This window comes from Nostoc sp. UIC 10607 (genome assembly GCF_047228265.1).
Taxonomy (GTDB): Bacteria; Cyanobacteriota; Cyanobacteriia; order Cyanobacteriales; family Nostocaceae; genus Nostoc; species Nostoc foliaceum_A.
In genome coordinates this window covers 157,865-172,723 of record NZ_JBIQNW010000010.1, presented here as the reverse complement: position 1 = coordinate 172,723, position 14,859 = coordinate 157,865, and the positions used below count along the sequence as shown (strand labels likewise).

At 41.7% G+C, this 14,859-nt stretch carries 11 protein-coding genes and 1 pseudogene; 10 read left to right on the top strand and 2 right to left on the bottom strand.

Translation table 11 applies throughout. The features are described from left to right. Nucleotides 1-272: 272 nt before the first annotated feature. From ACEYW6_RS12545 to ACEYW6_RS12530, 4 genes are all read left to right on the top strand, one after another. On the top strand, nucleotides 273-812 hold the full coding sequence (locus tag ACEYW6_RS12545) for a hypothetical protein (protein ID WP_190892657.1): 540 nt from the start codon (nucleotides 273-275) through the stop codon (nucleotides 810-812). 240 nt (nucleotides 813-1,052) lie between these two features. Further along, entirely contained in the window at nucleotides 1,053-2,969 is a 1,917-nt protein-coding gene (gene sir / locus ACEYW6_RS12540) for a sulfite reductase, ferredoxin dependent (protein ID WP_412979942.1), read from the top strand. Between the two features lie 87 nt (nucleotides 2,970-3,056). Continuing rightward, on the top strand, nucleotides 3,057-3,764 hold the full coding sequence (locus tag ACEYW6_RS12535) for a 16S rRNA (uracil(1498)-N(3))-methyltransferase (protein ID WP_412979941.1): 708 nt from the start codon (nucleotides 3,057-3,059) through the stop codon (nucleotides 3,762-3,764). Nucleotides 3,765-3,828: 64 nt separating this feature from the next. Beyond that, nucleotides 3,829-4,902 carry a tetratricopeptide repeat protein gene (locus ACEYW6_RS12530; protein ID WP_412979940.1) on the top strand — a complete coding sequence of 358 codons (1,074 nt, stop codon included), beginning with the start codon at nucleotides 3,829-3,831 and terminating at the stop codon, nucleotides 4,900-4,902. 191 nt (nucleotides 4,903-5,093) lie between these two features. On the opposite strand, the gene ACEYW6_RS12525 is transcribed toward ACEYW6_RS12530, so the two are convergent. Continuing rightward, on the bottom strand, nucleotides 5,094-5,606 hold the full coding sequence (locus ACEYW6_RS12525) for a hypothetical protein (RefSeq protein ID WP_412979939.1): 513 nt from the start codon (nucleotides 5,604-5,606) through the stop codon (nucleotides 5,094-5,096). A 505-nt stretch (nucleotides 5,607-6,111) separates the two neighbouring features. Between ACEYW6_RS12525 and ACEYW6_RS12520 the strand changes: the two genes are divergently transcribed. Further along, a complete protein-coding gene (locus ACEYW6_RS12520) occupies nucleotides 6,112-6,750 on the top strand; it encodes an esterase/lipase family protein (protein WP_190892647.1) in 639 nt (212 codons plus the stop codon). Between the two features lie 92 nt (nucleotides 6,751-6,842). Here ACEYW6_RS12520 and ACEYW6_RS12515 read toward each other — a convergent pair whose 3' ends face one another. After that, a complete protein-coding gene (locus ACEYW6_RS12515; protein WP_412979938.1) occupies nucleotides 6,843-7,274 on the bottom strand; it encodes a VOC family protein in 432 nt (143 codons plus the stop codon). A gap of 539 nt (nucleotides 7,275-7,813) precedes the next feature. Here ACEYW6_RS12515 and ACEYW6_RS12510 point away from each other — a divergent pair. The 5 genes and pseudogenes from ACEYW6_RS12510 to ACEYW6_RS12490 form a co-directional block, all read left to right on the top strand. Beyond that, nucleotides 7,814-8,611, top strand: a complete 798-nt coding sequence (locus tag ACEYW6_RS12510) for a TIGR00297 family protein (protein WP_190892643.1) — start codon at nucleotides 7,814-7,816, stop codon at nucleotides 8,609-8,611. A gap of 369 nt (nucleotides 8,612-8,980) precedes the next feature. Then, the gene (locus tag ACEYW6_RS12505) at nucleotides 8,981-9,763 is read left to right on the top strand and encodes a peptidylprolyl isomerase (protein WP_412979937.1); all 783 of its coding nucleotides are present in this window, start codon (nucleotides 8,981-8,983) and stop codon (nucleotides 9,761-9,763) included. Then, a complete protein-coding gene (locus tag ACEYW6_RS12500) occupies nucleotides 9,712-12,414 on the top strand; it encodes a type I secretion system permease/ATPase (protein WP_412979936.1) in 2,703 nt (900 codons plus the stop codon). Before ACEYW6_RS12505 ends, ACEYW6_RS12500 begins: the two co-directional genes overlap by 52 nt. Before the next feature lie 302 nt (nucleotides 12,415-12,716). Continuing rightward, nucleotides 12,717-12,947 (top strand): annotated as a pseudogene (locus ACEYW6_RS12495) (S8 family serine peptidase); the annotation flags it as partial. A 383-nt stretch (nucleotides 12,948-13,330) separates the two neighbouring features. Beyond that, a partial coding sequence (locus ACEYW6_RS12490; protein WP_412979935.1) for a S8 family peptidase occupies nucleotides 13,331-14,859 on the top strand: 1,529 nt, incomplete at its 3' end.

Below are 14,859 nucleotides of genomic sequence, written 5' to 3'. Positions count from 1 at the left end.
CGGGTATTTTATTTACCATATCCCGGCTTAGTTTTAGTTCCAAATATTGTGCCAGTTTTCAAAGCGTCTATTTTTGGAACAAAGACCCCGGATGAAAAGACATTGAATGTAATTATAACAGCTTATTTATTCTTATCAGGGATAGCTTGCCTCTAAGCGCCATGCATCAATAGCAACATTCATTTAATAAAATTTGGGAAACATTTGGAACATTATCATACAATTTTCGACTTGGAATATACAAGTAAAAAATACAAAATTTGGTAAAAATTATGAAACGCTTACTCAAGTCTTTCATGACAATTTCTGCATTGTCTTCCTTAATAGTTGCTCCTTTTTTCCTATCAGCTGGTCAAGCTTCTGCTGAAACTAAAAAGGGTACTGATGCTAGCTATGTTGGTGCTGGTGTTGCAGCTGGCGTTACCAGCGGCGGACAAGGTATCAATGATGATGCCACATTTGGTGGTAATGTTACAGGTCGTGTGAAATTAGGAACTACGCCATTTTCTGCACGCGGTAATGTCCTCTGGAGTGATAAAACAAGTGCCATTATCCCAGAACTTTCTGTGGATGTGCCCATCGCTAATAGAACTAATGCCTATTTAACTGGTGGTTATTCTTTTGTAGAGAAAGATGGCTCACCAACTCCTATAGGTAACAAAGATTCAGTAGTGGTAGGTGCTGGTGTTGAATCGGAAGTTGCTAACAACTTCCTTGTCTACACTAATGCTAAAGTCGGGCTTGGTGCCTACCAAAATAGCGATACTCCTGCTGTTAGTATCAATGGCGGTATTGGATATCGCTTCAAATAAAAGATTATTGAGTCCTCAGTCAGTTTATACTTTACTTAAGTACTCAGGACTCAGCACTTAAAACTCACTACTCCAAAAAGCTGGTTTTGTTAAGTATTACATCACTGACAAAGCCGGCTTTTGCCGTGGTAAAATTAAAATATTCCTCATTATTCCGGCCGGATTACCGGGGATCAAGTAGCCGAAGGGTGCTGATTCGGCGTCTACGTAATGCTTTATTGAGAATACTATACAAGTCTAATGGTTAAATCTGCTCCTTCCCCTATCGCTAGCCGTAAGCCTTCCAAAGTAGAAGGAATCAAGGAAAATAGTAATTTTCTGCGTGAACCTGTAGCAACTGAAATTCTTCAAGACACTACGCATTTTACCGAAAATGCGGTGCAGCTTTTGAAGTTTCATGGTTCCTATCAGCAGGATAATCGCGACAACCGCACCAAGGGACAGGAAAAAGATTACCAGTTTATGCTGCGGACAAAAAATCCGGGTGGTTTAGTACCGCCGCAGCTGTATCTGGCTTTAGATAAAATAGCTGATGAGTATGGCAACCACACGTTACGAGCCACTACCCGTCAAGGTTTCCAACTGCACGGAATTTTAAAGAAGAATCTTAAATCAGCAATTGCCACCATTGTCAATAACCTGGGTTCGACTTTGGGAGCTTGTGGTGACATCAACCGCAATGTAATGGCACCACCAGCCCCCTTTAAGAATCGCCCAGAGTATCAGTATGCTTGGGAGTATGCCCAGAATATTGCTGATTTGCTGTCAGCGCAGACAGGCGCTTATTACGAAATTTGGTTAGATGGGGAAAAAGCAATTAGTGCTGAAGAAGACCCAGAGGTAAAGGCAGCCCGACAGCGGAATGGGAATGGCACAATTATTCATGACAACGAAGAACCAATTTATGGCACTCACTATATGCCCCGCAAATTCAAAATTTGCGTGACGGTGCCAGGAGATAATTCGATAGATTTGTATTCCCAAGACCTGACGTTGGTAGTAATTACCAATAAGAAGAAGCAATTAGAAGGATTTAATATTTTTGCTGGTGGTGGTTTAGGTAGAACCCACGGTAAAGAAGAAACTTTCGCTAGGTTAGCAGACCCCATCGGTTATGTGGCAAAAGATGACGTTTACGACATAGTGAAAGCGATTGTTGCGACCCAGAGAGATTATGGCGATCGCACCGATCGTCGTCATGCCAGATTAAAATATCTAATCAACGATTGGGGCGTAGATAAATTCCGCACCCAAGTTGAGGAATATTTTGGTAAACCACTCGAAGCTTTCAAACCACTGCCAGAGTTTAAATATTACGACTTCCTGGGCTGGAATGAACAAGGTGATGGCAAGCTATTCTTAGGAATTTCCATTGACAATGGTCGAGTTAAGGATGAAGGTTCGTTTCAACTGAAAACCGCTTTGCGGGAAATTGTCGAACAGTTCAACTTGTCCATCCGTTTGACAGCCAACCACAACCTGATTTTTTACGATATTGAACCAGATAGCAAGCAAGCTATTCAAGACATTCTCAGCCGTCACGGTGTAGGAGACGACCCTAGTAAAATCGAACCTTTAGTGCGCTATGCAATGGCTTGTCCGGCTTTGCCCACTTGCGGTTTGGCAATCACGGAATCAGAACGCGCAATACCAGGTATTTTAGAGCGGGTTCGCACTCTGTTAGATAAAGTTGGTTTACAAAATGAGCATTTTGTGGTAAGGATGACAGGATGTCCCAACGGTTGCGCTCGTCCCTACTTAGCAGAATTGGGCTTTGTCGGTAGCGCCCCAGAATCTTACCAATTATGGTTAGGGGGTTCGCCAAATCAGACTCGACTGGCACAACCTTACACAGAGAAGCTGCACCACAATGATTTAGACAGCTTCCTAGAACCGATTTTTGTTTACTTTAAAAAGTCGCGGAAATCCAAGGAAAGCTTTGGTGATTTTTGCGATCGCGTTGGTTTTGATGCCATCCGCGAATTTGCTAGCACCTACGAACCCCAAACAGCTAATGGTGCAAACAAATCGCGCCACCGGGTAAATTTGAAAGAAGAGGTTTATAGCAAGTTGAAGGAAGTAGCAGAAAGCCAAGGTAAGCCGATGACTCAGTTAGTGACTGAAGCGCTAGAAGTATACTTCCAGAATCTTTCGTAAGCCGAATAAATAATTAAACCATGATGGACACAGATGGATTTATCTGTGTCCATCTTTGATTTTATATTCTTGAAATTCTCAAATCTCATGTCTCAACTGCAAAGAATTGCGATCGCACCCTCCCAACTCCAACAAGGGCAAATTTTGCTCACTAAAGAACAGCAACATTATTTGGGGCGTGTGTTGCGCTTGCATGAAGGCGATCACTTTATTGCAATGGATGGTAAGGGAAAATGGTGGTTAGCGCAGCTAGCGGGGGAACAAGCACAGGTTTTAGAATCACTTTTAGTGGAAACAGAATTACCTGTAGCAATTACGTTGATGGTGGCGTTACCTAAAGGCAATGGATTTGATGAAGTGGTGCGATGTTGTACAGAGTTAGGAGTAGCTTGTATTGTACCCGTATTGAGCGATCGCACTTTGCTTCATCCTAGTCCTCAAAAGCTCGAACGCTGGCGGCGCATCGCTGCGGAAGCTGCCGAACAATCAGAGCGCTCATTCGTGCCGACAATTTTAGAGCCTGTTGCTTTTAACACTGCTGTCACCGCTAATCAGACAAGTCACCGTTACATTTGTGAAGCTCGTGGTGAGTATCCCCATTTAAACAAAGTGCTGAGTAGCATCTCTGACGAGATTGTCATTGCTACTGGCCCAGAGGGAGGATGGACAACACAAGAAATTGAGAATGCGATCGCATCTGGATTTGAACCTGTTTCCCTTGGTCGCCGCATCCTGAGGGCAGTTACAGCCCCAGTAGTAGCATTATCCTTGATTACCGCAAGTTGTGAAGTATAAATGATGTATAGCTCACGCAAAAATAATTTTGCGCGAGACATCACTCCACTGTCTATTTAAAGTGATGATTGAGCAAGTTGCGATCGCCTTTGACCATAAAGATTATCAAACAGCTGCTAAATTACTCAAACAGCTGCTAACAGAATCACCAGACAATCCTTGGGTACAATATTATCTTGGTCGCCTACATGAAGTATCTGAAAAGCACCAAGATGCGGAAAAAATCTATCGGCAACTGCTGCGAGATACTACAAATACCAAAATAGTTACGCTAGCACGCCAAGGTTTACAACGACTACAAGAAATGGAGCTTGAAGAAAGACAAAGAGCCATTTCCCAAGCAAAATCTCAACCTAATAACACCGAACTTGGCGTACTAGTCTTAGAACCACTCGGTAACGAGATGAAAACAGAAGCATCTCGAAAATTCGCCCAAATTATGCAGCTAGACCCTTATACTGCAAGGCTATTACTGCCAAGTCGTGGCTGGAGGTTGTACCGTACTGGCCAAGTGGGAGAAATAAAATTTTACGGCAAACAGTTACAGCAGGCTGGTATTCCTTGCTTTTGGGCAACAATACCTCAAATTCAACAAATTCAAGTTTATCAAGTCAAATATTTCCAAGAATCTACTCCACAAGCTACTGTTGTTTGCCGTAATGACACCAATCAACTCGGTTCTCTCACTTTTGACTGGTCAGAAGTCACAGCAAGAGTAGTGGGACTGTTGCCCATTTTTGAACAAGTTATAGATGTTGATGCCCACCGGAAACTGGAATGGAAAACTCAAACACAAGACTATGCACAGTTTTGTGATTTACACCTACCTGGTAGACGTTGCATTCTCCGATTTGATGATAACGGCTATGAATTTCAGCAAGGTTTAGAAATCATTCCTCAAGCTAGCCAAAATACAATCAGAATTAATTGGAATAGTTTATCGAGTTGGATTGACCAGCAACTACCTCAAGTCAAAATTTGGTCAGATTTCACATCCTTTGCAGATACAACACTAGATCAAACAGAAATGCTGGGTCATATCAAGTCTCACATTCATTTGTTGCGTAGGGAACAGACTAATTGGGACTCAGCTTTTCATTTATATAGTGGACTGGTGTTTGTTAAAGATGCCGATTAGTTATACAAAGAAACTATCTAACCCAAACCTAAAAAGATGCAGTTGTAGTGGAGAATATTAAGCGATCGCTCCTACTTTGGAGAGTTCCCCCATCTACAGTTGGTAAACTTGTCCTAATCTTGCGTATTAACACTTAACTCATGAATAATATAGGGATATAAAAGAGACGCGAAATTTCGCGCCTCTAAGACTTAACCAGGGGTTTTAACCTGACGTGCCATGTCTAGGTAAACACTCATATTTGCCCCTGGACGACGACGACCATTAGAGCTAGTAGCCGAAGGAGCGAGATATTTAGGCGCAAAGGTAGTTTCAGTTGGCTGCTCTTTGATTACTTTGGCTGCTGCGGCTTTTGCATTTTTCCCAGGTTCAACTTTCAGACCCTCAGCAGTCTGGACTAGCGTAACATCGGCTGGTTTGGGATTTTTAGCTGATTTTGCTTTAGCCTTAGTTGCGGCGGTTTTTGTTCCGTTCAATGAAGCCGGCTTGGATGCTTCTGGCGCTTCTGATACAACTGTCTCTGTTACTTTTTTAGCATTCGATACAACTGTCTCTGCTACTTTCTTAGCGTTCGATGCTACTTCTTTAGCAGCATCTTTGGCTTCGTCCAATTCCAAAAAGTAGCCGTTGCTTTTCTTCTTGCCTGGTAACAGTCCGGTAATGAAACCCAGAATACCCGAAATTAACTTTTTGATAAAATCCATTACAATTACTCCTGCCTTTTATATTTGGAACTCGACCGTAATCGTTAAAAATTACGATATAATGTTACATTTTCTGCTTTGCTTCACCTGTTCTGGTGACAACCTTATAGGCTTGTAGCTTAATCAACATTGTAGTAAAACTATAGGGCAAATGTTCTTTTGCAAGCACTTGCAACCTGTATACACCGAGAACTAATTATTAAATTTTACTGTAACTAAGAGCAAGATTCTGAAAGCCGGCTTTACAAAATTTAACATTTCTTTGTTTGGAAATTACTGCTTGGAGAAAAGCAAGCGGTTTACTTTCAACCAGTAGGAGGAGTGTCATAGCCTATTGGCAGATAATGAGATTAATTGGTTAAATTTTATACGTACTATCTTTAGAAGTATTTCGGTTTTGCAAAGATATCTTTATAAAGAATCCGAAAAAGAATAGCTTCAGTTTGTAGAGCAGTATGTAGCTACAAACGTGAAATACACACCTTAATTCAGCTAGATTTTGTAAATGAACATTGAAAATCAACAACGCAATCCCGTTTTGTTAATACACGGGATTGACGATACAGAGGCAGTTTTTCATAAGATGGCGGCTCAGTTAAGACTACAGGGATGGTCTGTATATTCCCTGGATCTCGTACCTAATAATGGTAGTGTGGGTCTTGATGAGTTGGCAAAGCAAGTAGCAGATTATGTGACAGCCACATTTGCGCCAGAACAACGGCTAGATTTAGTAGGCTTTAGCATGGGAGGAATTGTCAGCCGTTACTATGTCCAGCGACTGGGAGGAATTAACCGCGTTCAGCGGTTTATCACGATCTCTTCCCCTCATCATGGAACCGTGGTTGCTTATGGTTCCTTGCGTCCTGGTTGCATACAAATGCGCCCTGACAGTATTTTTCTCAAAGATTTAAATTCTGATGCTGTAATATTGGGGCAGCTAGATTTTACATCTATCTGGACACCTTATGATTTGATGATTGTCCCAGCAAATAGTTCACAAATGCCCGTAGGAAGCGAAGTCATAGTACCAGTTGCTTTACACCCTTGGATGCTGACAGACTCTAGAAGTTTAGCAGTAGTGAAAGCAGCTTTAGCAAAGGGTATTAAGCTACCCTTGCTGAATAAAAATCCAGTCAGTAGCTAGAATGCTTGCCATACTGGATTTATTCATTTTTAAATTACGAATTACGTAGCTTGCTTCTCGTCGGAGGTGAGTATTTAAGAATTACGAATTTATTAAGTCCTATCCCCAATTTGTGTATGTTCGTAACTCCCAAAAATCGCCTCTGGGTAACGATAATACTTGAACTCCATTAGGTTAAAAAAGGGATCTTCTAAAAAGAAAGTGCGATGCTCAAGAGGAGAACCAACAAAGCGATTTTTGGTTTCTTCACGAAAAAGTAGCTGTTGTTGTTGTGCCCTTTTTAGTAAGTCTTGCCAGTCACGTTCTTGGGTAAAAATTAGCCCAAAGTGTCTGGGATAGATAGTTTTTTGTGGTGTCAAGGGTTCTTTGGTGATGTGAGCCACTAGTTGATGCCCGTAGAGATTAAGAATCAGGGCATGATGGTTTTCACGACCAGGAATGCAGCCCAAGCCATCCACGTAATATGCTTTTGTTTGGGCAATGTCAGTCACAGGGAAAGCAAGATGGAATAAGGTTTGGCTCATAGCTTGTGTGGAAAAGACTAGTAGTTCATGGTATCTACAATTTATGCTGTTCAGTCTTGATTGTGGTTAACTTGAACACAGTTTTAATTGACATTAACTTATATTGTTTATCCTTATGGCTAAGATTGGTGACTGAGTACCACTTCAGGTGTTACACCCTGGGGCTATACTAATTTAGGTTTGTATTGCCACACGCTTAGGAACGTAAGATTTAATAACCTACAACTTTAATCGGGTGTGTTGGGAACTTAACGCATCCGATGAAAGTGCTTTGGATGCGTTACGCGCTCGAATAGTCCACCCAAATAAGTAAAAGCTTTGCATTTAGTTTAATCCACGTTCTTTAGTCAATATTGCAGTGTATATCTAAAACATTGTTTGTCGTTTTACATTCAGCTTTCAGGGCGATGCCTACGCTATTGAGTTTAACAATACAAACATATTACTTTAGGTGGAGAGGTTTTATAAATTAAGCTTTAAGCATGGCAAATTCGTTATTCTGTTGATATTCAAACAAAATTACTCATGATTAATTGCTGATGTCATCCTTAATTAATTCTGTGAATCCCTGGTTGGTGGGGGTAGTATTAAACACAATTCTATTGGGTTTAGCTTGGATTGCTCCAAAAAAGCTACTTACCCCTGCTGGATTATTCCACGCTTGGTTTTTGGCCATCCTAATTTGGGTAACTCTAGGCTGGCAAGGATATGCAGTCGTAATGTTCTATTTTCTGGTTGGTTCTGGTGTTACTCGCATCGGTATGGCGCAGAAGGAGGCAGAAGGAATTGCCGAAAAGCGTTCTGGGGCAAGAGGACCAGAAAATGTTTGGGGTTCGGCTTTGACTGGGGCACTGTGTGCCTTGGGAGTAGGGATAATCAATTCGGGATTTGTTGTACTTAGTCCCCAATTTATAGTCCCCAATCCTCAGTCCCTATTATTGTTAGGCTATGTAGCGAGTTTTAGTACCAAGCTGGCTGACACCACTGCTAGTGAAGTTGGTAAAGCATATGGTAAAAGCACCTTTTTAATTACCACACTCCAACCAGTGCCTCGTGGTACAGAAGGAGCGGTAAGCTTGGAAGGAACTTTAGCTGGTATTGTGGCTTCTGTAGCGATCGCATTTGTTGGTTGGGGAGTTGGTTTAATTGACCTATTGGGAGTAGCTTGGTGTGTGCTGGCTGCATTTATTGCCACTAATTTAGAAAGTGTGATTGGGGCAACACTGCAATCTAAGTATACTTGGCTGACTAATGAAGTAGTAAATATTTTTAATACATTAATCGGTGCGATCGCAGCTGTGTTACTTGCCTGGACATGGATAAGTTTCATTAAGTAAAACGGTGAGAATAAATAATTACTCGTTTAGGTGGGACATTGGGTAACCAGCACAGTCTTCTCCAAAAGGAATAGGCTACGAGGGAGTTTCCCCCATGAGTAGCTGGCCTCATTGGGCATTGAGAGAAAATAAGCAATCTGCTTTACTACTACGCTAACGCTGATATTTTCAATCCTGTTTTGTCCCCGCCAGACTGTAAAACTGATCATGGGAAATTATTGTATTTACTAGCTATATAATTTTTTGACCATTTAGATGTAATTAGTTCATGGAATCTTTATCATATTTATTCATCAACGACCAGATGATTTTTATATGATTTACTTTAAAAGTCCTATAAGTGTTTAACCATTTTCACATAATTAGTTCATGGAATCTTTATCATTTTTGACAATTAATGACCAAATAATTTCTATTGAGGAAGCAGTAAAGTACCTGCAAGCCTCTGGAAAATTGGGGCAGTTCATTGGGGATATTCTTCGCCAGTATGTAATTGAGGAAGAAATCCGAACACGAGACGATGTTGAGATTGGTACAGCAATAACTGAACAGGCAATTATTGACTTTAGGCTGAAAAATCAACTGACTGACCCCCAAAGCTTTCAAGAATGGTTAAAGACCAATAACACAGATTACGCTACCTTTCACACATCGGTTACTTTTGGTTACAAGTTAGAAAAGCTGAAAGCTGTAGTGACCCAAGCAAAACTCCAAGAATATTTTATTGAACGCAAAATTTTCTTGGATCGGGTAGTACTTTCTCGGATTGTTGTTGATAATCGAGAATTGGCAGACGAACTACAAACCCAAATTGAAGAAGGAGGTAGTTTTGAGCAACTAGCTAAAGAGTATTCACTTTCAGATGACCGAATTGTGAACGGCATGATGGGAATAGTCAGCCGAGGAAGTATGCCAGATATATTACGGGCAGCTATTGATGTGGCAAGTCCTGGACAATTGGTAGGACCAATACAAATCGTTGGCAAAGACTCTCCCCAAGGAGAAGTACCTTATGGTTTGTTTCGAGTAGAACAATTTTTGCCAGCGTCTTTAGAAGATACTCAACTGAAGCAAGCACTACAAAATGAGTTATTTGAGAAATGGCTAGCAGAGAAAATTCAAAAACTGACAGTCAAATTACAAGTGAGTTAAATATTCTGGATAATGAATCTTTACAATTAAAAGTGCTAGCTTCTTTGCCTTGGAATCAGCCACCGTTATGCTGGTTGACTCCCGAACAACAATCCCGATTGGAAAAGGAGTGCCAAACTCGTCAGTATCGTCTTGGAGAAAAAATCTGGTCAAACGATGTCGGCGGTTACCAATTCTTAATTGTTGCTGGGAAAGTTCGCTTACGAGAAGAGGGCGTTGGTAAACCAATAGCCGCCCTAGATGCGGGGGATTGGTTTGGTGACTTACAAAAGCTGTCTGCGGATTTTAAAGCTGTAGCTGCTAGTAAAGAAGTAGTAGTAGTGTGTTGGGATACAGCACTGTGGGCAGAATTTTCTAACCCACAAATTCAGGAGTTCTGGCAAGTGTTACCAGTGAATATCGAGGGAGAAAGGGAGACATTTTCCTTCTCTTCGACTCCTTCACTAGCGCCAGCCTCAGAGGGAACTTCCAGCCCCCACAGCCTCCAACCCCAAAGAGGACTCCCAGCAGCAAATCTAATCATCTCAAATTATCCGTTTGTTGCCAGCTGGAACACCGCTGCTGCCTGTTTAACAATGGTGGCGCAACAGTTAGAAAATTCTGTGCAACTTGAATGGGTGCAGCGCCAACTCAGAGGACAACGCCCAAAACAGGTTGTGGAAGCAGGAGAAAAGTTAGGGTTAGTATTGCGGAGGTTACAAGTGAGTTGGGGTGAGTTGCGACAGTTGTCATTTCCAGCTTTACTGCTGTGGAATTCTGACTCACCCCAGAGTCCATCCTGGGTAGTGGCCTATGGAATGAAGGGCGATCGCCTCATTATCGCTAACCCTCTAAATCCCGAACGGACTTGTGAAACCTTATCGCAGTCAATAGTTGAAGCGTCTTGGGATGGACGATTGTGGCAAGTAGAACTCATATCCCAGCAAGAAAAATTTAACCTTAGTTGGTTCACCCCAGCAGTTTGGAAGTATAAGGGATTGCTAACAGAAGTATTGTTAGCATCTTTTACATTGCAACTTTTGGGGTTAACAACACCACTAATTACGCAAGTCGTCATTGATAAAGTAATGGTGCAGGAGAGTTTGCCGACTCTCGATGTGATGGCGATCGCACTTTTGTTCGTAGCTATATTTGAGTCCATACTTGGCATTCTGCGCCTATTCATCTTTACCCATACAGCTCGTCGTCTGGATTTGAGTTTATCAGCACAGCTATTTCGCCATCTGATGCGTCTGCCATTAGCTTATTTTGAATCGCGGCGCGTCGGAGACACAGTAGCACGAGTCCAGGAACTCGAACAAATACGTCAGTTTCTCACAGGTACAGCATTAACTGTGATTCTGGATAGCATCTTTGCTGTGGTGTACCTAGCATTGATGTTTTACTATAATATTCCACTTACCTTTGTGGCCTTAGCAGTACTACCGCTGTTTGCGACATTGACGATAGTTGCAACACCAATTCTGCGTAACTGGCTCAACGAAACTTTTAACCGGAGTGCCGATAGTCAATCGTTTCTAGTAGAGACAATCACAGGGATTCACTCCGTTAAAGCCCATGCAGCCGAACCAGTAGCCCGCGATCGCTGGGAAGGCTTATTTGCTCGCTTCATTCGCACAGGTTTTAAAGCTTCTACTACCTCCAATATCAGTAGCAATATTGGTGACTTTCTCACCAATTTTTCTACCATGCTGATTCTCTGGTTTGGTGCCAAGTTGGTCATTGAACAAAAGCTCACAGTTGGACAGCTAGTTGCATTTCAAATGCTGTCTGGCAGAGTCACAGGCCCACTTTTACGCCTAGTACAGTTGTGGCAAACCCTCCAACAAGTGCTACTTTCTGTAGATCGCATTGGTGATATTCTCAATGTCTCTCCAGAAGCTGAACTGGGAACTGGTCTAGTTTTACCACCCTTGAAAGGTCAAGTCACCTTCGAGCAAGTCTTTTTCCGCTACCGCCCGAACTTTGAAGCAATTCTGCGGGGAATCTCTTTCAATGCCGAACCAGGGCAATTTGTTGGCATTGTCGGACGCAGCGGTTCTGGTAAAAGTACTCTGTCTAAGCTATTACAACGCCTCTATCAAATTGAATCAGGACGCATCCTTATTGATGGTTTTGATATTAAAAGTGCCGATTTAGCCTCACTCCGGCAACAAATTAGTGTAGTTCTCCAAGAAGACTTTTTATTCAACGGTTCTATTTTGGAAAATATTACTCTCGGTAATCCCGACATTACCGCAGAGCAAGTAGTAGAGGCGGCAAGATTAGCAGTAGCACACGACTTCATCAGTCAATTACCTTACGGTTACGAAACCAATGTTGGTGAACGCGGTACAGCTTTATCTGGCGGACAGAGACAACGTATTGCCCTCGCCAGGCTATTTCTTTCCCAAGCACCAATTTTAGTTTTGGATGAAGCTACCAGTGCTTTGGATAGTGAAACTGAACAGCAAGTACTGCAAAACCTACAAAAAATTTCCGCTAACCGCACCGTGTTCCTGATTGCTCACCGCTTTGCTCCCCTCAAACGTGCTGACTTAATTTTGGTATTGGAGCAAGGCGTGATTGCCGAACGTGGTACTCACTCACAGTTGTTGCAACAAAAAGGTTTGTATTGGTCACTATATCAGCGGCAGCAAGCAAACATTTAGTAGATGTAATAGCTAAAAGCTTTCTGATATTTTTGATGATACTAATAATTACTCTGGCTTCAATTTGAGTGGTGTAAATAGTTTTAGAGCCAGCGATCGTAGTAGTTACACTGCTGGGGTAATCAACACTTTCGTCGGCAATAATTACACGTATGACTATGTTGCCAAGAGTCAATAACGCAACAAAAACGCTACTCAAGCGATGTCTCCAGCAACCTCAAAGACGATCGCTGCGGCGGCTGTTCAAGCCAGACCTGATAGTTCAAAATACCTCAGCCCCCAGCACAATATCCGTTGGTAGAACCATTCAATTGAGCTATCAGGTGAAGGCTCCTGGAGTATACGAAGACTATTTTGGTATCGGCATCTACTCGACATATCCTGGTAATAAATATGAATTTCTTCCAGGCACTTCTATGGCGGCTCCTCACTTTGCGGGTGTAGTTGCGCTGATGCTCAGTGCTAACAAAACTCTGACTGATGCTCAAGTGCGTCAGATAGTCACAACGACAGCAGGAAATAGCTTGGCATAGAACAATCCTCAAGTGTGGTTTCTGAAAAGTAAAATATTTGATTTGCTCTCCACCGAGAGGTTCAGATCCCCGACTTATTCAACAAATTGGGGATCTTTTTGTTCGTAACTCATTTAGGATTGCTATACATAGCACAATTGATTTTTTATTCCATCAATTTATACTTACATTGTTACAAATTTAAGATTGATTGTATCAATTAACTTATTAACAATAATTCCACTATTAATTATGCTTTTTAGTAGTAGAGTTAGCATTTTCTTATGAGATTACATAGTAATTATTAACAATGGAGCTTATTCACACCTTAAAATCTTTTATTGGAAAGGTTTTGACGCTTCAATCTGTCAAAAAACTATTGCTATCTTTGAGAACAAAAGCTTATGCTCATTGATGATGTTAATAACAAGATATTGTCAAATAAACAGCTAAATGTTACTTCAATATCCTCATTAGATAGCTTTAATAGGAAGGATGATTACAGCCTCAACTTTAGCGGACGTAGTAGCTACAACTCAACCGATGCTGATGTGCAGTTGCTAAATAACGGTGACTCCGAAAATACCAGTAACTCTACTGCTAATGCTTTTAGCACTGAAAATTATAACTCCACCAATGGCTATGGCTTGATTGATGGGGCAGCAGCAGTGGCTAGAGCTACTGGTCAAAATACCTTTGCAGATGTTCCTGATCTTGGTGGCAATAATTGGGGAGCAGACCTTGTTAAAGCACCAGAAGTTTGGACACAGGGATACACAGGTAAGGGTGTTGTTGTTGCTGTTGTAGATACTGGGGTTGACTATAACCACGAGGATTTAAGAAATAATATTTGGACGAATGCCAACGAAATTGCAGGTAACGGTATAGATGATGATGGCAATGGTTATATTGATGATAATTACGGCTGGAACTTTGCTGAGAAAAACAATAACACCCTAGATAAAAACGGTCACGGTACTCATGTTTCCGGCACGATCGCAGGAGAAAATAATAACTACGGTGTCACTGGTATTGCATATAATGCCAAGATTATGCCCGTCAAAGTTTTGAATGACTCTGGCTCTGGTTCCTATAATTCCATATCTAAAGGTATTCGCTACGCTGTCGATAATGGAGCTAATGTGATTAACCTCAGTTTAGGAGGCACATCTTCCAACCGTACTCTACAGTCAGCCATTGACTATGCCAGCAGCAAAGGAGTGATTGTTGTCATGGCAGCCGGTAATGATGGTGACTCATCACCAGACTATCCCGCCCGCTATGCATACAAGTCGGGAATTGCTGTTGGGGCAGTGGATCAAAATAATAACATGCCCGACTTCTCTAACCGCTCTGGGACGAATGAAATCGCTTACGTCACAGCCCCAGGAGTCAAAGTCTATTCATCAGTTCCGAATAATCAATATGCCACTTATAGCGGCACTTCTATGGCAGCCCCCCACGTTGCTGGTGTAGTTGCCCTTATGCTTAGTGCTAACTCCAGCCTGACTGATGCCCAAGTACGTCAGATTGTCACAGAAACCGCAGAAAATAGTACACAAACTACAAGCTCTAGTTTTTATATTTCTAATGTCAGTTCTTTAGCGAGTCAGGTGATTGCAGACACAGCAGGAAATAATACACAAACAACAATCTCTAGTTTTAATATTTCCAATTTCAGTTCTCTGGCAAGGCAGGCGATGTCTAACGACAACCTGCTACACATCGACGTACAAACAGCAAGATATCTAACACCAGAGACTATTACTAGTTTCAATAATTCCGATGTTGGTTCTTTAATCGGTAAGGCAATTTCAGAAACAGCAAGATATCTAACACCAGAGACTATTACTAGTTTTAATAATTCTGATATTGGTTCTTTAATCGGTAAGGCAATTTCAGAAACAGCAAGATATCTAACACCAGAGACTAT

Bases quoted from the DNA above. Each gene is read 5' to 3' on its own strand.
- ACEYW6_RS12545 (WP_190892657.1), top strand. From the start codon at position 273: ATGAAACGCTTACTCAAGTCTTTCATGACAATTTCTGCATTGTCTTCC.
- sir (WP_412979942.1), top strand. From the start codon at position 1,053: ATGGTTAAATCTGCTCCTTCCCCTATCGCTAGCCGTAAGCCTTCCAAA.
- ACEYW6_RS12535 (WP_412979941.1), top strand. From the start codon at position 3,057: ATGTCTCAACTGCAAAGAATTGCGATCGCACCCTCCCAACTCCAACAA.
- ACEYW6_RS12530 (WP_412979940.1), top strand. From the start codon at position 3,829: ATGATTGAGCAAGTTGCGATCGCCTTTGACCATAAAGATTATCAAACA.
- ACEYW6_RS12525 (WP_412979939.1), bottom strand. From the start codon at position 5,606: ATGGATTTTATCAAAAAGTTAATTTCGGGTATTCTGGGTTTCATTACC.
- ACEYW6_RS12520 (WP_190892647.1), top strand. From the start codon at position 6,112: ATGAACATTGAAAATCAACAACGCAATCCCGTTTTGTTAATACACGGG.
- ACEYW6_RS12515 (WP_412979938.1), bottom strand. From the start codon at position 7,274: ATGAGCCAAACCTTATTCCATCTTGCTTTCCCTGTGACTGACATTGCC.
- ACEYW6_RS12510 (WP_190892643.1), top strand. From the start codon at position 7,814: ATGTCATCCTTAATTAATTCTGTGAATCCCTGGTTGGTGGGGGTAGTA.
- ACEYW6_RS12505 (WP_412979937.1), top strand. From the start codon at position 8,981: ATGGAATCTTTATCATTTTTGACAATTAATGACCAAATAATTTCTATT.
- ACEYW6_RS12500 (WP_412979936.1), top strand. From the start codon at position 9,712: ATGGCTAGCAGAGAAAATTCAAAAACTGACAGTCAAATTACAAGTGAG.